Below are 17,961 nucleotides of genomic sequence, written 5' to 3' on the forward strand. Positions count from 1 at the left end.
CTTTCTAATGACCTGCCTTTTCCAAAGAGTACGAAAGATATGCTGTGTTGTCAACAGGTAAGAGATGGGACGGCTTGTAATGCCGCCCCATGTGGGCTAGGCTGCCGCGGTTTTCTCCTGGAAACGGAAGAACCTGAGCGCGATAAGGAAGCAGATCAGCCCATAGACGAACAATGCGATGATATTGGGCAAAACCTCCATGAAGCTCTTTCCAAAGAGCATCGAGTTATTCAGGCCTTCCATTGCCCAGGCAGTAATACCGACTCTCGCGACATTGCGCATCCACTCGGGTTCCATGTAGAGAGGCCACCACGAGCCACCAAGTGCCGAGGTAACAAGCGTCACAAGCGTCACCACCGGATTAATCTGGCGTCGAGAGCGCACCAGCGAGACAATCAGGATACCCAGGCCTGTAGCGGCGAAGCTGGTGCCGAAGAGCAATAGAATTAATGCAGGCCAATCGGGCACGTGCATATGAAAGACGAAGTAGCCAATGGCAAAGATGATGCCGATTTGCACCAGTGTGACGACAAATTGAGCAAGCAGCTTGCCGCCAAGCAGCGCATATTTGTGAATCGGGGCGATCAGCAGGCGGCGGAAGGTGCCGCTTTCTTTCTCCTGCAAGATGGTCGCGGCAACCGAGTTGAGCCCGAAGAGCGCGAAGAAGATCGCATAGCCCGGAATAACCTGATCAAAGGTGTTGATCTCCGGCGCTTTTCCTGCTGAAACAGGCTGTAGCGCGTTCTCCGTTGCGTTCGTTGCCTGGATGACGGCGCCGCTGATTGCCGGGCCGTTGATCGTGTTCGGAGCGCAATGGTTGCCCGGTTGATTGCAGACCTGATAGACCTGTCGAACCGATTCATTGCTGATGAGCTGCGTTTGAAGCACCTTATCAACTATCATGCGAATAACGTTCACACGGGCATCGCTGCTATTATTGGGCAGGGTGTAGAACTGAACCCGCTTATCCGATGGAATGGCCTGTGAAGCGCCCTTGTTTATGGCCTCGCTGGCTCCTGTCGGGATGACAATGCCAACGCTCTCATTGGAGGCTTCAACCTGCTGGCGAACCCGTTCCGCATTCGGATAGGTCGTGATGGTGATGTCAAGGTCCTTTGTATGGATGTTGAGAGCCTGCTTGATTGCTTTGCCAACGGTGGCGTTATCCTGATCGCTCAAGGCAACTGAGATCGTCAATTGCCCGGAATTCGCATTGAAGAGGCTGCTGAAGGCGAGACCAATCACCGTGATGACCGCCAACGGCACTGCAATCATCAGAAGTAGAGCAGTTTTATCCTTTACAACATGCATAATATCTTTTTTCGCAATTGCCCATAATGTTTTCATACTTTTTGTTTCCTCAGTCTCGAAGCGTTTTTCCGGTCAATTGAATGAACAATTCCTGTAAGCCGTGAGGGCGTCGAAGCTCCTGGGTGTGGTCACGCAAGGCGAGAAGCTCTTCCAGTGTGCCCATCGCGATAATCTGGCCTTCATCCATAATGGCGATGCGGTCACAGAGGCGCTCGGCTTCTTCCATGTAGTGGGTTGTGTACAGGATAGTTGTGCCTTCTGAACGGAGTTGTTCGATCGTCGTAAAAATGTGTTCGCGAGATTGTGGATCGACGCCGACGGTTGGTTCGTCCATCATTAAAAATGAGGGGCGATGCATCAGCGCAATTGCTATATTGATGCGTCGCTGCATGCCGCCGGAGAAATTTCTGATAGCCTCCTTACGGCGCTCGTAGAGCCCCACAAGTCGCAGGAGGTCTTCAGCACGTTCGCGGCGCTCGCGAACCGGAATGCCATAGATTTCGCCGAAAAAATCAAGGTTTTCTATGGCGGTCAGATCGGTGTAGAGCGCCATTTCTTGCGGGACGACGCCCAGTTGACGCTTCGCCTGGCGAGAATTATGGGCGACTGAGATGCCGTTTATGGTTGTATCGCCGCTATCAGGCTGGATATAGCCGCACATCATATTGATAGTGGTACTTTTTCCTGCACCATTGGGGCCAAGCAGGCCGAAGATCTCGCCTGTCGCGATCGTAAACGAGACCTCCTTGACTGCTTCGTGTTTCCCGAACTTCTTCTGTAGTTTCTGGACCTCGATAGAGGTGGAGCGGGCCTGGTGCGAGCGTTCTTGCTGCTGAGTGAGAGATTCTTGCACTGCAATCGTACTCCTTTTGTCTGCTTCCATTTTTCGTTTATCACTCTATCGAAGTATAGAAGAGGCCCACTTTTTCTGGTAGTGCGGAAAGGCATGTTGTGACCATATGACGAAAGTCATACTCAAAAATGGGAGTGCAGCAGATGTTGAAGCAGGAAAATAGCCCCGGCTTTATCGAGAGGGCGATTCTGATTGCCACATTTCGGGGACATAATGCAGGAGTAACACCCGCTGGCACAGGTGCATGCTGTGAGCATTTCCAGGGTGGCGCGAGCGAGCTCTTTCCAGCTCATAAAGGCCTGATCACAATAGCCGACGCCGCCCGGGAAGCCATCGTAGATAAAGATAGTTGCTCGTTTGGTTTGTGGGTGCATGGGCACAATCGAGAGGCCGCCAACGTCGCGCCGGTCGCCAAGCACGAAGAGCGGTAACAGCGCGATCATGGCATGTTCGACGGCGTGGAGCGTGCCCGCGGCATGGTAGTTCTTCGCTTCAAGCAACTCGATGGTCTCGTCATCAAGCTCCATCCAGCACGCGCGGGTTTCCAGCGGGACGGCGAGAGGCTGCTTTAACTCATACTTATCAAGGATCGTGTGATAGGCGTTGTGTTTGGTGATGTACCCATGTACGGTACGCGTGACCAGCACGGGCCCGACGTGAAGCTGAATATGCGAATACCGCTGTTGTTCCTCGCTATGGTCAATTTCGATGTCTGTATCGATCAGGGCTTGCGTATAGTAATGCGTATTTTTAGGTACGACCTCAATGCGATTCTCCGAAAGGTCCAGCACACGAACCTCATATGAGGCACCTTGAGAATAATAGATCGCGCCGGGGTGACATTCGGTGACGGCGTGATGAAGGTCTGTTTCCTCGATCTTTTTGGAGGCGGTGTGAATAGTCAGGCGTTGCCCGGCCTGTCGCAATGAGACCGAGAACGCGGGACTCTGGCTCTCGTTGAGATAGAAGGTGTCGCCTATCTGTGAGAGATAACCCTGCACTACAAGCTGCTCAAGAGCCTCCTCGGTCGCCGGTCCAAAGAGGGATATATCCTGAGGTCCTAGCGGTTTCTCGTGTGCGGCACAGAGCAGGTGCAAGGGGAAAATATAGGGATTATTGCTGTTGACCAGCGCGTTTTCTGCCGGGCGTTCAAGCAGCATTTCCGGATGCGAGGCGAAGTATTGATCCAGCGCATCTTGTTTGAGCACCAGGATGCTGAGAGCGCTTCTCTGGCGGCGTCCTGCACGTCCGATTTGTTGCCAGAAGCTAGAAATGCTACCCGGAAAACCTGCGACAATCGAAACGTCCAGATCGCCAAGATCGATCCCGATTTCAAGTGCACTCGTGGCAACGATACCAAGCAGCGCACCTTCGGCTAGCTGTCGCTCAATCGCCCGTCGCTGCTCCTTACTGTAGCCTGCACGATAGGCAAGCACCTTGTCATGAAGATGTGCCGGAAGTCGCTCTCTGGTGGTACGTACCATGCGCTCGACGCTCTGCCGGGCCTGACCGAACAGGATGGTTCGCACTCCCTGCGAAACAAAGAAGGCAAGTAGCCCGGCGGCCTCATCCTGATATGACTGCTCTTCGGGCGGCTGCCAGAGCACGGTGAGTCGTCCCCCGGAGGGGGCGCCATTCTCGGTGATGGGCGTGACTTCCTGACCTAGCAGCAATTCGGCATGCTCCGCCGGGTTGCCGATAGTGGCGGTGCCAAAGAGGAAGGTTGGTCGAGCCCGATAGATGGCGGCAATTCGCACCAGACGCCGGACGATCAGGGCAAAATGACTGCCAAAAACGCCCTTGTACGTGTGTGCCTCGTCGATGATGACATCGCTCAGACGGGAGAAAAACGAGCTCCACCCACGATGGTATGGGAGAAGGGAGATATGCAGCATATCGGGCGTGGTGACGACGACCTGTGCTTCTGCTCGAATACGTGCGCGTTCTTCTTTGGGAGTGTCTCCGGTATAAGAGGCAACAAAGACGCTCGGATCCCAGGCGCTCAGGCGGTCGCGCCATTGCTCAATCAGGGCCCGGGTGGGAGCGATGCAGAGCGTGGTCGCGCCTTTCCGGCTCAGGCGACGCAGGCGGGCAGGAAGCGCCATCGCGTATGTTTTCCCCGAAGCGGTTGGCGTAGCAAGCGTGAGGTGTTGGCGCTGTAAGGCCGTTTCCAGCGCTATTTTCTGATGACTATAAAGGTGTGTCACTCCTGGCGGAAGATAGGGACGCCACTCGGGGAGGACACGAAAAAGGCTGGCGTCCTGTGCCGGCAGGCGATGCTTGACGCGGATATACTCAGAACTATCGACCCACTCATGTAAACGCATCAATAGTTGCTCTGCATAAAACTGCTCTTCCATTCAAAATCCCTTCCATGCGACTCACGAGAGCTGGTATCCTTTACCCCCTGAAGGCCCAGGCAGTGCGCTCACGATTTGCGGTCAGAGGAAATGCGGGCGCAGACATCATTATTCCACATGAGCTAAGAAAATACAAGCGAACAGGACGAAATTCCTGTTTGTGGGCTCTGGTATTCTGGATAGAGATACCTTCTCCGAGGCTGTCGGGTTCACCCGATGGGCCAGGTGCTTGAGGCGCATGATGCTGAACTCTGATGCGGTCCAGGATGCCGGGATTGTCTTCCGGGTGAGACGATTCCGGCATTCTTTCATGCTCATTTCCTCGTCGTACCGGTTTCCCGCGATAGGCCTGGTGTGCCCCCTTTTTTGAGAGGTGTGATGACGTGCGTGCCTCTTCCTGAGCCTGGTCCCGTTTCTCCTGAAAAAGTGCCGTCATAGACTGAAGTACTGCCGTTTCCTCGCTTTGTTGACTTTTCTACAAGTTCTCTTTACAATCAAGAGGAAATATTTCTTCTATTCTAGATCCACGAGGGGGGAGGCACGTTGTGAGAGTACTTGTGACCGGTGCAGCAGGCTTTATCGGCTCACATTTCTGCGATCGCCTGCTTGCAGAAGGACATCAGGTTCTTGCTCTGGACAATTTTCTGACAGGAGCAAGCGAAAATATTGCTCATTTGCAGGATCATCCCGCGTTTACCCTGCTTCAACATAACATCTCTCAGCCAATGTATCTCGATGAAAAGCTTGACGCCGTTGTTCATATGGCCTCACCGGCCAGCCCAAACCCTGAATCTCCCTGGGGATATCCACAACTCCCGATTCAGACGTTGAAGGTGGGAGCGCTTGGCACTTTGAACGCGCTCGGGCTTGCACGGGCGCATCAGGCACGTTTCCTGCTTGCATCGACTTCAGAAGTGTATGGCGATCCACTGGTGCACCCGCAGACCGAGGACTACGCGGGGAATGTTGATCCCGTCGGCCCGCGCTCCATGTATGATGAGGCGAAACGTTTTGCCGAGGCGCTGGTGATGTCATATCATCGAACGCATCAGCTCGATACGCGGATCATGCGCATTTTTAACACCTATGGGCCCAGAATGCGGCTGGATGATGGGCGCGTCGTTCCGAACTTTATCTGTCAGGCGCTGGAAGGCAAGCCGCTCACCATCCACGGCGAGGGAACGCAGACGCGCAGCTTTTGCTATATCGATGATCTGATCGAGGGCATCTACCGCCTGTTGCTGTCTGAGGGCATTCATCAGCCCGTCAATTTAGGGAATCCAGTTGAAATGAGCGTACTGGAGCTTGCTGAGTTGATCAATCGGCTGACAGGCAATCAAGCGCCCATTCAACGACAGGCATCCGCACGGATGGCGACTGATCCCGAGCGCCGCCGACCCGATATCACGCGGGCCCGGACGCTCCTGAACTGGGAGCCTCGTGTCTCGCTGGAAGAGGGCCTGACTCGCACTATTGCAGATTTTCGCGCCCGGCTTCAGGCAAAGCAGGAGGTATAAGCGGTCGTGGTCTCCGACGCGTATCGTACGGTTCTCCGCCGGCTTGTGAGCGAGCTCGACGGGGTGAACTGGGTACTGACAGGGAGTCTCAGCTTTGCTCTGCGAGGCTTGCCGCTCGAACCGCATGATATCGATATCCAAACCGATCAGGCTGGAGCCTATATGATTGAGCGCCGTTTTGCTGCGCAGGTTCAGCGCCCTGTGACCTTTGTGGAGTCCGATCGCATGCGTTCCTATCTGGGGGCGTTGCTGCTTGATGGCCTCACCGTTGAGATTATGGGCGATATCCAGAAGCGGCCTGAGACCGGCGATTGGGAACCACCCGTTGAACTGTATCGGTACAAGCGATATATCGATATTGCTGGGATGCGTGTTCCGGTGCTGTCGCTGGCCTACGAAGCGGAGGCTTATCGGCGTATGGGGCGGCTTGAGCGAGCGGAGATGCTACGCAGAGCTGCATTGCAGGAGGCATAATCGATGGATGCTGCGCTCGTTGACGAGATACGCTGCTGGCTGGATGCGCATGTAGAGCATATTCAGGCGATTATCGTGCGGGGCAGCTTTGCCCGAGGTGAGCAGACGCCCTACAGCGATGTCGATATCGGCTGCTATGTGCCTGAGCCATACGAGCCCGTCAAACACTTTCTGCAACTTCAAGGACGCCTTGTGGAGATTTCGGTGAAGACGCTGGCACACGAGCGTGCGGCCATCCAACAACCCGAGAGAGCCGTGTTTGCGGTGCCCGACTTACGGGCGGCAATGATCCTCTATGATTCAACGGGCGCCTTTCGGGATTTTCAGCGTGAGTTGCAGCGGTTCGAGTGGACGCCGTTGCAGCCTGCCGCCGATCAGCATGCAAGCTGGACGCTGATGCGGCTCTCGGAGCATGCTCGCAAAGTGTTGAGTGGATTGAGCAAGAATGATCCGCTTTCGAGCGTGAGCGTTGTGGCGGTGCTCTCGGTGGCGCTCTGTGATGTGCTCGGGGTGCAGCGCGGGCTGCTGGCACAGTGCGGGATCACTTATAGCGCACAGGTACAAACATCGGTCGGCGTACATTCGCGCTGGACGTTCTGGTACCGCTTGCTTGTTGGTGCGGAGCCCATGACATCAGGGGTGAGCATTGCCAGAATGCGGAGTCTTGCGGCATTGCATCTCTATGAGGAAACGGTGCGACTGCTATGGCCGATCATTCGACCAGAGCATCGCATCATTGTAGAACCAACATTACAAGCAATTGAAGCTATGCTTGAGGAGGAGGTGAATCGGGGCGGGCGAGCCTCATTGCTTGTTTCCCACAAATCCCCGCTTGACGGTTAGTAGCTTGCCGGAGTGACCTCGCGGCGTGGCGTTCTCAGGGCCACGAGCACCAGAATTGCCATAATGAGTGCAAGCGTGCAGCCAATGGCAAAGGTAACTGAGGGCAGAATCCAGGCGCCGACCAGTGCCTGAGTCAATGGTGCAGCAAGGACGGCCAGCGAAATCGCGGTGCCACGAATGCCCATGACTTGCGAGCGGTTATGGTCGTTGGTGGCGCCCAGGTAGATGGTGCTCAGTGCCGGTGTCAGTAAGGCGCTTCCCAGGCCGGTAATCACGGATGCAATGATCAACAATATATAGTTGTGCAGCCAGAGCATGCCCGCATTGAGCGCGATCAGACAGAGGCAGCCAACGATGATCAGATGTTTCTTCGGGAACATATCAGTGATGCGTCCCAGAAGCAACGGAAATACGGCAAGAGCGGCACCATAGGCGCTGATAATAATGCCGTATTCTGCTGCGCTATATCCAAGAATCTTTTCAAAGTAGAACGGATATTGCGGCAGGACAAACGGATAGATGAATGTAACTCCAAGATCGATAAGCAGAAGCGGCAGGAACGCCCAGTAGAGCGCGGTCGTCTTCTGTGTGTTTGGTAGCTGCTGGCCTCGATTGCCTCTGAAGCCTCGCTGTCGTGCCTGCTCGCGAATGGAGGCGGGCAAAGTTTCCGGCAGCAGAATCAGTGCCAGAATCGAGGCAATAAGTGCGAAGCCTGCTGAGAGCAAGAACGGGCTTGAGAAGCCCCATGCCTGATAGAGGAAGCCACCAATACCAGGACCAAGCGCGATCCCGCTCGCCTGAGCAGTTGTGACAACACCGATCCAGCGTCCCTGACGCTCAACCGGGACAGCGTCACCAATGACTGCGCTGGAAGCCGGCATCAGGCCTGCCACAAGAACGCCCTCAACGAAGCGCACCAGCACGAACAGGGCGGCTGTATTGACTATTGTTAAAACGACATTTGTCACTATAAAGCCTACAAGGGCAAGCAAAATCAGCGGTTTGCGTCCGATGCGATCAGCCAGTACACCCATTGGCGTACTGAAAAGAAACATTCCCAGGCCGAACGCGCCTTCCATCAGGGCCAGTGTCTCCGCCCCAAGGCCAAGCGCTTCCAGACGCCGAGGAAAGATCGGCACAATAATTCCGAAGCCGGTCATAATCAGCCCGACGCAACAGCTCAGCAAAATTAATGCTGCGATCATGCGTCTTTGGGGCTGTACCCCTCCAGCCGGTGCTGACCTCGCATCCTCCACATGTTTTTCTGGCTCTGCAATGTGCATATAGAGTGTATTCCCTTCTTTAACGGTTGAATAAACGCTCTTCACAGAAAATTGGAACTATTCTTCTCTGTAAGATTGAGTATACTCGATTTGGCGTCAAAAGTCTTCTCTTATTTTGCTTCAAAATCAGATAGATTTTTGAGAGAGCGGATCTCGACGCTTTACAAGCCAGGCGGAAGAAATTGCTTGACAGGTGTCGGGTCTATCAGATATAGTAGAGAAACATCACCAGGAAAGGGGGTGCATATGGACGCTGCACAAGCATACCGGAATGGTATCAATAGCAAAAATGCTATGCCGTGTATCAACGCGTCGCTCTGCACTGTACCCTCCTCTACAAGCCCATCTTCGCCTACTCCCCATTGATAACATGTAGCTCTTCTTTTTTATTCCAATTTCTCTCTTGATCGATATATTGCTGTTGACCGGTAGAATATTGTCCTGAAGAAAGCGGTAATGCTATCCAACAGCAGAAAGAAAAGGATTGTTACATGTTTTCGGGCCTCTGGCGTCATCACGATTTTTTGAAGTTCTGGCTTGGCGAAAGTGTCTCCCTGGTGGGAAGCCAGATCTCTTTGCTTGCAATACAGTTTATAGCTGTTGTAACGCTTCATGCCGATGCTGCGCAACTGGGATTATTGGGCGCGGCGGGATATGCCCCGCTGCTGCTGGTGAGCCTGTTCGCGGGGGTCTGGGTGGATCGATTGCCCCGGCGGCTTGTGCTGCTGGTAGCAGATATCGGGCAGGCGGTGTTGATTGGTTCGGTGCCGCTTGTCTTCTTGCTTGGTGCGTTGAATATCGCGTACCTTGCGGTTGTAACATTTCTAGCCGGTTGCTTTGCCGTTTTTTCGGCGTGGCGTATTACGCGTATCTGCCGGAACTGGTGCCAGAAGGGCATGTGGTTGAGGGGAATAGCAAGCTAGAAGCCAGTCAGGCAGTGGCGGAGATTGCCGGGCCATCGCTGGCTGGTGCTATCGTGCAGTGGCTTTCGGCACCGCTGGCCCTTGTTCTCGACGCGGCTTCTTTTCTGGTCTCGGCGCTCTGTCTGCTGTGGGTGCGAGCGCGCGAGGGGGCTCCTGTGGCTCCGGGAAAGCATCCATCCATCTGGAAACAGATTGCCGAGGGGTTTCGCGTGATTGTAGAACGGCCGGTGTTGCGAGCGATTGCCGGTTGTTCCAGTATCCTCAACTTTTTTGAAACGATTCTCTCTACACTGTATACACTGTATGTCGTCAACGAGCTCCATATTTCGGCGGCGCTGCTTGGCGTGATTCTGGGTGTGGGAAGTGTTGGCGGGCTGCTTGGGGCCCTGATAGCGACGCGGGTTGCCCGGTGGAAGGGGATCGGGCCTGCACTGCTTCTGACGACAGTGATGTCGATGGTGGGTGCCTTGCTGCTCCCTCTGGCGCAGGGGCCGATGGTTGTGCCGCTGCTGATTGTTGGTCGCTTCCTGATGGGGATGTCGGCCACGATCTATAACGTGAATCAGCTCAGCCTGCGCCAGATGACCACGCCCACGGTCTTGCAGGGGCGCGTTAACGCGACGATTCGCTTTCTGGCCGGTGGTTCGGTGCCGCCTGGCGCTTTGCTTGGTGGGCTGCTCGGGACATGGTTGGGCCTGCGAACCACGCTCATACTGGTTGTAGCTCGTATAGGGATTGCGTTTGTCTGGTTGCTTTGCTCGTCGGTACGGGGCATGGTGAAGCCTGAGCGAACGCTTTAACCGTACGCCTGAGACGCGATCGCGAAAAGCGTCTTGGATGGCTCGGGAAGCGCGGCTGCATTATAAGCCATGATGGGTGGCTCGTCCGCGAGCTGAAAACCATGTCGTGCGAGACCGCGACAGAAGGGCTCCAATGGTTGGGGCACATCGATGCGGAGCGTACCGCGATGTGTTTTACAGAGCTCGTGCACCATGAGAAGAGCTGCCTCGGTGTCGGGTGCCACGACAGGACCGATGACCAGCATACCCGTTGCGGGAACGCTCAGCGCATAGCCAACCGCGATCCCGCTGCTATCGCGTAGAAGAACAGCCTGCTGTGCATAAGTGATGTGAGCGGCAAGAAACGCGCTTCGTTCCGCTCCAATAGCTGCTTCGTCCAGGGCAACGACGGTGGCAAGGTCGCTCTGGCGAAGTGGCTGAACCTGATAGCGCCCGGTGGGTTCAGGTGAGGCAATGGAGGAATCACAGAGGAACTTCCGGTTGATGCCGACCGTCTGAAAGCCGAGGCGACTGTAGAGCTGCGCCCCTTCTGCGGTGGCTATCAGCTTGATTGCTCGCTGTGGTGATTGAACTTGATCGATGCATTGCTGCACGACAGCTCTTCCCAGGCCCCTGCGCTGATGATCCGGGTGCACGATAACCATGCCAAGCCATGCAAGCGTCTGACCATAGGGAAAGATGGCCGCGCTTGAAAGCAGCTCTCCTTGTGGGGTAGTATGGCCGTAGATAGGCCCGGCACGAAATGCCGTGCGCACCGTCCGCTCCGAATAGTTCCAATCGACCCGCTTTGAGAGCGCGATCAGGCGTGGAAGAAAATCAGGAGTCAATCGTTGTAGTTGGTATGTTTCCATAAAACCTTTCGCTGTGAAGAATTGAGAAAAGACGAGTCTTTGTATTGTACCGGTTTCAGCGGCGCTCTACAACCTGCATAAGAAAGGATGGTTCGTTCTGGCTATCTATCATAGATATAGTCCTGCCTCGCTTGCAGCTTATGTTGCATTTTTCTGGTTCTACGAGGGAGAAAAGCCTGCTCATACGATGGAACGGCGGCTGCCTGATGGCTCGGTATCGCTGGTGATTAACCTGCACGAGGATCGGACGCGCCTGTATAATCGGGAGCGCCCTGAGCGGTTTTGCGAGTATAGTGGAAGCGTGCTGAGTGGCGCACATTCGACGTTTCTGCTCCTTGACACTGGCTGTCTGGCCTCGGTGATGGGTGTCGTGTTCAGGCCGGGCGGTGCATTTCCGTTTCTCTCCTTTCCTCTTCATGAAATAGCAAATACCGTTATCTCTTTAGATACACTATGGGACGAAGATTTGCGTGAACTGTTGCTGGATGCAGAGACGTATCAGCAGCGTTTCGAGCGGCTTGAACACTTTTTGCTTGCTCGATTGAAGGAGACAAAGCCTGTGCATCCCGCGGTTCCGTGTGCCGTGCGAAAGATGCAGAAAGAGTATGGCGCGCTTCCAATTGCTGGTCTGGTCGAGGATCTCGGGATGAGTCAGACGCGTTTTGTGCAGATATTCAAGGAGGCGATTGGGATAACACCGAAACAGTTCTGTCGTATTGTGCGCTTTCAAAAGACACTGCACCAGCTAGCGAAGGGACAGTCTGCGCCGTTGAGCAGGCTGGCGCTGGAATGCGGCTATTTCGATCAGGCGCATTTTATTCATGATTTCAGGAATTTTGCCGCGCTTTCTCCGAGCGACTACCTGACACGGCGTGGCGAATATCGAAATCACGTGGCGCTGCCGGTATAGTTGCTGGCATGTTCGGAGTTTGATTTTTTACAATACGGTGCTGGATTTCTCTGATAGAGTGTCTCCTGTAAGTGCAAGAAAAGGAGGCTCTATTCAATGAATACTGCATTTGTTCGCTATGGTTTTGGCACTGTGCGACCGCTGCTCTATGGCCAGCTCGAATTGCTCGACTTTATACAGCAGGTTTTTGGTGGCGAGGAATTAGATCGCTCCCCGACAGGTGAGAAGAGTTACCATGTTGACATGAAGATCGGGGATGCGGTTCTGTGTCTGGAGTTGGGAGAGCATATGAAGTCTCCCGGTCAGCTCTGTGTCTATGTGCGTGACGTAGATACAACGTATCGGAAGGCGCTGGAAGCCGGGGCAACGTCGGTCGCTGAGCCAGCCGATAAGCCCTATCAGGAGCGCAACGCGGGCGTCAAAGATATGTCCGATAACGTCTGGTGGTTTGGTACGTATCTTGGCGGATAATGTGCCTGATGGGGCGGCAAGAGGGAATGTGTCGAAAGAGATGCATTCCCTTTTTTGTTTGTCCTTCAAGGGTTGCGTCTTGACATCCTGCATTCTTCATCGTATAGTATGTAAGTGAGCACTCACATACAGAAAGCAGGAGGCGGATGCTATGGGCGATACACGAGAAAAAATTCTGGATGCAACGGAACGATTGATTGTCTTGAAGGGCCTGGCCCGCGTGACGACGAAGGATATCGCGCGGGAGACAGGTGTCTCTGAAGGGGCGCTGTACCGGCATTTTCGGCAAAAGCAGGAGATCTTTTTTGCACTGCTATTGAAGCATTTACCGACGGTATACAAAACCTTTCGAGAATGCCAGGAAAGCACAGGTACGATCCAGGAAAAGCTCTCGGCGATTGTCCTGGCTGTTGTTCGCTATTACGAGCTGATTCTTCCTATGGCGGCTTCCTTGCTTGCTGATACAGAGTTGCTTCAGCAGTTTCGCGAAACCGTTCGACCTTTTCAAGTGGGCCCTCATACGTTGATGGATCATTGTGCCGAGTTTCTGGAACAAGAGCAGGAGGCGGGCCATCTGGGGAAGCATCTTTCTGCGCAGAAGATGGCAATGTTTCTTCTGGGGCCATGCTTTCAGCAGGCGTTCAATGTCCAGATGCTTGGTTATGATCCCTTTTACCAGTCAACCGAGCAGTTTGCCTCTGAGCTCATTGAGAGCATACTACCGATGTTGTTGCCCTCATAGCAAGGGGCACTGAAGAAGAGAGGAGTATCCCCTTTATGGCGTCACTGACAGAGGTACTTGCACACGAGAATGTCACTATTGAGAATATCGCGGCTGCCATTCAACAGGATATTGATGAGCGCTACGAGCAAGTCATGCAGGAGCATGCTGAAGAGCTGAAGCACATCTGGGAGACAGCGGGTGACCCTGCCTATGCTCGTTACTCGCAGTTGTTATTGCATCCGGCAATGAAGGAACTGACACAGGCCGGGCTGGTGTGTGATCCCGCTTTTCCCGGTACATTCCCCCTTTCACGTGAACAGTGGGGGCCGCAAGAAGAGCGTGAGCGGCGTTTCTGGTGTGTGCTGTGGAAGAGTGATAGAAGTGCGGCACTCGGAGCGTTGATTACCTGCCTCTTCCACGATCATACACAGTTGCGCATACCGCAGCGTCCGCTTGTTTTGCCGCTGGGAGAAAGCAGCCAGATGGTTATTGCGATACGTGTTGAGCAATCGGCTGTTCCCGGTATGAAGCAGTACAAATAATGTCAACCGTTTGACCGGTAGTATGAAGGAAGAGTCGAAAAGCTCTTCCTTCATCTGCTGCCTGTTATGAGGATCTTTGTCACGAAACGCGCTGCTCAGACGTATCTCTCTCTATAGCGTACCTGGAGGGAGATCATGTCTCGACAGAAGAAGATTCCGCGTGATAAGACCCTTGACGGCACCCTGACGCTGTTGCGTTCGGATGGCTACGAATTTATCAGGAAGCGTTGTCAGCAATATGGAACGGATATGTTCCAGACACGCCTGCTCGGGAAAAAGATGATCTGTTTTGGGGGAGAAGAGGCCGCTCGCTGTTTCTATAATCCTGCGCTCTTTAAGCGAAAAGGCGTGCTGCCTCACCGCATACAGGCTTCGCTGTTTGGTGTCGGCGGCGTGCAGGGGCTTGATGGCGTGGACCACTGGCAGAGGAAGCACCTGTTTCTGTCGCTGATGACGCCTGCAAAGCGGCAGGATATTCTGACCTTGACGGCTGAAGAATGGCAACGCGCTATTCAGAAGTGGTCAAAACAAGAAACAGTTATCTTGTTTGAAGAGGCGCAGGAGCTGATTTGCAGGGCTATGTGTGCGTGGGTCGGTGTGCCGCTGGCAGAAGAGGAAGCACGTGCGCGAGCATTCGATTTTGGGGCGATGGTTGATGCTTTTGGTGCGGTTGGGCCTCGGCACTGGTGCGGTCGGCTGGCGAGGAAACGAGCCGAAAAGTGGCTTGCGTCGCTCATTGAGGAGATTCGACGGGGTGCCGTGTCCGTTTCAAAGGACTGTGCTGCCTATCATATCGCGTTCTATCGGGAAAACGGGCACGAACTGCCCCCGCGTATAGCGGCTGTTGAGCTCATCAATTTTATACGGCCGACGGTTGCCATGAGCTACTTTATTACCTTTGCGGCGCTGGCTTTGCATGCATATCCTGCCTATCGCGAGCGCTTACAGCATGATGATGATTTCCTGGAATTTTTCGTGCAAGAGCTGCGCCGGTATTATCCCTTCGCGCCGTTGCTCGGAGCGCGAGCCCGTCATACAGTGATCTGGCATGGCTATCGCATTCCGAAGGGGAGCATGGTGTTGCTCGATCTGTATGGCACGAACCATGATCCCAGGATCTGGAAGGACCCCGACGTCTTCAGGCCGGAGCGCTTCCAGAGCTGGAATGAAAGCCCATACAATTTTATCCCACAAGGTGGCGGCGATTTTGGGAACGGTCATCGCTGCCCGGGTGAATGGCTGACGATTGAAGCGTTGCGGCTGGCTGTCCGTTTTCTGGTACGAGAAATGACGTATACAGTGCCGCAACAGGATCTTCATGTCAGCCTGACCCGCATCCCGGCGCTGCCAGAGAGCAAGTTCCTGATGAAGCAGGTTCAGCCCGTTCGCGCAGGTGTAACCGTGTAGGGTTACGAGACCGCTTCCTCCGGGACGCTGGCTTTGATCGGGAAAGTCAGCTTCAACATGGCATACAGCACCGCGCTGACAACTGCACCGAGCATATAGCCAAGATTGGTACTCTCAAAAATGCCTATGGCGAATGGCCCAGTGAAGAAGCTGGATTTGGTAAAGAGAAAGGCAATAACGACACCGACGACCCACGCAATACAGGCGGGCAGGTAGAAGCCACCGGTAAAATAGTAGGCGCTTTTCGGTGTGGTATCGACGAGGCTGCGGGTGTCATAGCGGCGGCGTGAGATCATGTCGACCAGGACAATGGCGGCCCATGTCGTCAGGCCCGCAGCCAGCAGCGAGACAAAGCTGATAAATGGGCCCTGAAAGTCATTTGCGATGAGCATGACATAAAATGCTCCTGCGACCATCAGGATACCATCGATCAGCACGGCATAGTAGCGCTTGATCTTGATGCCGACGGCAAGCAGGTTCAGGCCCGAGGAGTAGATGTCGAGCGCTGCTGCCGGGATCATGCCGCCGATAGCCGTAATCAGGTAGGGAACGGCCATCCACGAGGGAAGCAAGCCAATGAGATCAACCGGGCTTCCGTTTGCCAGATTGGGCGCTTTTGAGGCCAGTAACACACCAACGATCATCAGGACAAGCAGTGGGAGTGTACCGCCAAAAACCGACCAGAAGGTAATAGCGCTCCCCGAGGTCTTTCGGGGCATATAGCGCGTGTAGTCAGCGCCGGAATTGATCCAGCCAAACCCGGTTGATGCCATGATGACGATAAAGCTGGTGATAAGACCGGTATCCCACGGGCCGGGCGGCGTGGAGAGCACCTTCTGCCAGTCGGTCTGGAACAGTAAGAACACTACGATAATTAAGGTGAGTATGCCGAAGACCCAGGTAGCAATTTTCTGTACCTGAACCAGTGTCGCGTGACCCCAGAGGCCAAGCATAATCACAATTGCGGCCACAATAATAAGGCTGATGATGGTCGTAACCGGGTTGACCGGCAGACCGACGATTTTAAAAAGCTCAAGCAGGGCATAAGACGAGGTGATGACAATGACTGTCTCCCAGCCAACAAGGCTGATCCAGCTTGTCAGGGCCGGGCCGATGTTGCCGCGTGGACCGAACATCGCACGCGAGAGGGTCAGCATCGGCGCACCGCTCCAGATACCTGCGATGCTCAGAACGCCGACGACGGCGAAGGAGACAACGGGCGCTAGAAACGCGACAAGGATGCTTTGCCAGAGGTTCAAGCCGTTTGCTGCCAGCATGCCACCATATGTCACACCCAGAATACCGACGTTTGCCGCGAACCAGATCCAGAACACCTCGGACGGATTCCCATGCCGTTCTTCGTCGCCTATCGGTTCGATACCGTGGGACTCGATGGTCCAGGCGCGGTTCTCTTGCGGCTGTTTCTCTTCTTGACTCATCAAAATGACCTTCCACAAAAATGATGTGTAGAGGAAATCGGTATGCTGAAAAGAAAGCAGGCGTTGAAAAGGGTACGTCCTGCTATTACCACCATTTCCTTGCACAGTTTATGCCTGCTTTATATCACGGCATTATACCGTATGTCCAGGGATGAAAAAGAGAAAAATCTCGTTAAGATTCTATCTTTTGGGTACTATGTATTTGCAGGATAGAGAAGAGCATGCGTATAGTGCTCTGTAGGGGAATAGGGGCAAGGCCAGAGCGATCTGTGGCCCCAAATGTGACTGTCAAAAATGATGTGTCTCATGAAGACCTTGAAGCTTCTGACTACGCCGTTTGTGCAGGATATTCCTGCCCTCTCGCTCTACAGGCCAGAACAGCAGGATGAACGAAGGAAGGAAGAGAGCCCGAGAGCGGGATTTTGAGGCTGTCGGTCGAAGATAGCGAAAGGTAAGTAGAAGCTAGATGTGGTTTCCTCTGGCAGAAGGTCGGAGTATTGTGTCTCTCAGCCTCCTTGACAGGCTTGTTCTGCCTGTGCTATGATCGCCCCAGTTAGCGAGCGTTAACCAGAAAGAGGAAACTATGGCTGAGAAGAAGATGCGTATGAAGGGGAGTGAACGGCGTGCTTTTATTATCGAGCAGGCGAAGAAAGTGTTTGCTCGCTCTTCTTATGCCGATGCCAGTACCGGTGAATTGGCCCGTGCCAGCGAGGTCACAGAACCGATGCTGTACAAGCATTTCGGGAGCAAGAAAGCGCTCTTTCTGGCGGTGATCCAAACGGCGAGTGCGGCGTTCTTTTGTCGCTTTCGGAAACGTGTCCAGCAGCGGGCTGAACATGATTTGCTCGAAGCGCTCTCTTCGATCTTGCTTGACTATCGAGCTGCCGCATTGAGCGACCCCGATGATGTCTTCGTGCGGCTTCATTCCTCGGTTGAAACCTCTGATCCCGACATACAGACGCTGGTTCGTTCACAGATGCAGGATGTCTACCAGGCAATATTCGAGCTGCTGAAGCGGGCTCAGGAACAGGGAGTGTTGCCTGCTTCGCTTGATCTCAACGCGGCGACGTGGGGCTATCTGAGCTTCTTCTTCGCAATTGAATACCGGGCCAAACTCGGGATATTTGCCAGCTTCAATGAGGAAACCATCCGCGAAGTCAATCGTCTCTGGCTTCAGGGGTTACGTCAGGGCTAGCCTCTTTTGCGCAGGGCTGTATTCCTTACCCTGCTCTTGTAGGTATGATAAACGGGGA

General features: G+C 54.1%; 18 protein-coding genes. 11 read left to right on the forward strand and 7 right to left on the reverse strand.

The genetic code is table 11. From position 1 onward, the window contains the following. Positions 1 to 96: 96 nt before the first annotated feature. From EI42_RS16625 to EI42_RS16640, 4 genes are all read right to left on the reverse strand, one after another. On the reverse strand, positions 97 to 1,347 hold the full coding sequence (locus EI42_RS16625) for an ABC transporter permease (protein WP_111323747.1): 1,251 nt from the start codon (positions 1,345 to 1,347) through the stop codon (positions 97 to 99). A 13-nt stretch (positions 1,348 to 1,360) separates the two neighbouring features. Continuing rightward, positions 1,361 to 2,164: an ABC transporter ATP-binding protein gene (locus EI42_RS16630; protein WP_246046551.1), complete on the reverse strand. Its 804-nt coding sequence runs from the start codon at positions 2,162 to 2,164 to the stop codon at positions 1,361 to 1,363. Positions 2,165 to 2,286: 122 nt separating this feature from the next. Further along, positions 2,287 to 4,524, reverse strand: coding sequence for a DEAD/DEAH box helicase (locus EI42_RS16635; protein ID WP_111323749.1), 2,238 nt, complete (start codon positions 4,522 to 4,524; stop codon positions 2,287 to 2,289). Between the two features lie 40 nt (positions 4,525 to 4,564). Continuing rightward, positions 4,565 to 4,960, reverse strand: coding sequence for a hypothetical protein (locus tag EI42_RS16640; protein WP_111323750.1), 396 nt, complete (start codon positions 4,958 to 4,960; stop codon positions 4,565 to 4,567). A gap of 109 nt (positions 4,961 to 5,069) precedes the next feature. Between EI42_RS16640 and EI42_RS16645 the strand changes: the two genes are divergently transcribed. Genes EI42_RS16645 through EI42_RS16655 form a run of 3 tightly spaced genes read left to right on the forward strand, consistent with a single transcriptional unit; the run spans position 5,070 to position 7,358 of the window. After that, on the forward strand, positions 5,070 to 6,041 hold the full coding sequence (locus tag EI42_RS16645; RefSeq protein WP_111323751.1) for a UDP-glucuronic acid decarboxylase family protein: 972 nt from the start codon (positions 5,070 to 5,072) through the stop codon (positions 6,039 to 6,041). Positions 6,042 to 6,047: 6 nt separating this feature from the next. Continuing rightward, positions 6,048 to 6,515 carry a nucleotidyltransferase domain-containing protein gene (locus tag EI42_RS16650; RefSeq protein ID WP_111323752.1) on the forward strand — a complete coding sequence of 156 codons (468 nt, stop codon included), beginning with the start codon at positions 6,048 to 6,050 and terminating at the stop codon, positions 6,513 to 6,515. 3 nt (positions 6,516 to 6,518) lie between these two features. Further along, positions 6,519 to 7,358, forward strand: a complete 840-nt coding sequence (locus EI42_RS16655; RefSeq protein WP_111323753.1) for a nucleotidyltransferase domain-containing protein — start codon at positions 6,519 to 6,521, stop codon at positions 7,356 to 7,358. Here EI42_RS16655 and EI42_RS16660 read toward each other — a convergent pair. Beyond that, entirely contained in the window at positions 7,355 to 8,614 is a 1,260-nt protein-coding gene (locus EI42_RS16660; protein WP_211326212.1) for an MFS transporter, read from the reverse strand. The genes EI42_RS16655 and EI42_RS16660 overlap by 4 nt on opposite strands. 518 nt (positions 8,615 to 9,132) lie before the next feature. On the opposite strand from EI42_RS16660, the gene EI42_RS34380 reads away from it, so the two are divergent. Continuing rightward, on the forward strand, positions 9,133 to 9,564 hold the full coding sequence (locus EI42_RS34380; RefSeq protein ID WP_170142692.1) for an MFS transporter: 432 nt from the start codon (positions 9,133 to 9,135) through the stop codon (positions 9,562 to 9,564). Continuing rightward, on the forward strand, positions 9,525 to 10,364 hold the full coding sequence (locus tag EI42_RS16665) for an MFS transporter (RefSeq protein WP_170142693.1): 840 nt from the start codon (positions 9,525 to 9,527) through the stop codon (positions 10,362 to 10,364). Before EI42_RS34380 ends, EI42_RS16665 begins: the two co-directional genes overlap by 40 nt. On the opposite strand, the gene EI42_RS16670 is transcribed toward EI42_RS16665, so the two are convergent. After that, a complete protein-coding gene (locus tag EI42_RS16670) occupies positions 10,361 to 11,215 on the reverse strand; it encodes a GNAT family N-acetyltransferase (RefSeq protein WP_111323756.1) in 855 nt (284 codons plus the stop codon). The genes EI42_RS16665 and EI42_RS16670 overlap by 4 nt on opposite strands. Positions 11,216 to 11,318: 103 nt before the next feature. Here EI42_RS16670 and EI42_RS16675 point away from each other — a divergent pair, with 103 nt between their 5' ends. The 5 genes from EI42_RS16675 to EI42_RS16695 all read left to right on the forward strand — a co-directional run bounded on the left by EI42_RS16675 (position 11,319) and on the right by EI42_RS16695 (position 15,269). Continuing rightward, positions 11,319 to 12,125, forward strand: coding sequence for an AraC family transcriptional regulator (locus EI42_RS16675; protein ID WP_307722246.1), 807 nt, complete (start codon positions 11,319 to 11,321; stop codon positions 12,123 to 12,125). 96 nt (positions 12,126 to 12,221) lie between these two features. Beyond that, complete coding sequence (locus EI42_RS16680; RefSeq protein WP_111323758.1) at positions 12,222 to 12,596, forward strand: VOC family protein; 375 nt, start codon at positions 12,222 to 12,224, stop codon at positions 12,594 to 12,596. Positions 12,597 to 12,747: 151 nt separating this feature from the next. Next, a complete protein-coding gene (locus EI42_RS16685) occupies positions 12,748 to 13,338 on the forward strand; it encodes a TetR/AcrR family transcriptional regulator (protein ID WP_111323759.1) in 591 nt (196 codons plus the stop codon). A 35-nt stretch (positions 13,339 to 13,373) separates the two neighbouring features. Then, positions 13,374 to 13,862, forward strand: a complete 489-nt coding sequence (locus tag EI42_RS16690) for a DUF6022 family protein (protein WP_111323760.1) — start codon at positions 13,374 to 13,376, stop codon at positions 13,860 to 13,862. Positions 13,863 to 13,997: 135 nt separating this feature from the next. Beyond that, on the forward strand, positions 13,998 to 15,269 hold the full coding sequence (locus tag EI42_RS16695) for a cytochrome P450 (protein ID WP_111323761.1): 1,272 nt from the start codon (positions 13,998 to 14,000) through the stop codon (positions 15,267 to 15,269). Positions 15,270 to 15,271: 2 nt separating this feature from the next. Here the strand turns inward: EI42_RS16695 and EI42_RS16700 are convergent, their stop codons facing one another. Next, positions 15,272 to 16,708, reverse strand: coding sequence for a purine-cytosine permease family protein (locus EI42_RS16700; protein WP_111323762.1), 1,437 nt, complete (start codon positions 16,706 to 16,708; stop codon positions 15,272 to 15,274). Between the two features lie 583 nt (positions 16,709 to 17,291). Between EI42_RS16700 and EI42_RS16705 the strand changes: the two genes are divergently transcribed. Continuing rightward, positions 17,292 to 17,903 (forward strand): TetR/AcrR family transcriptional regulator, encoded by a 612-nt coding sequence (locus EI42_RS16705; protein ID WP_111323763.1) that lies wholly within the window; start codon positions 17,292 to 17,294, stop codon positions 17,901 to 17,903. Positions 17,904 to 17,961: the final 58 nt, after the last annotated feature.

The sequence above is a fragment of the Thermosporothrix hazakensis genome (assembly GCF_003253565.1).
GTDB lineage: Bacteria > Chloroflexota > Ktedonobacteria > Ktedonobacterales > Ktedonobacteraceae > Thermosporothrix > Thermosporothrix hazakensis.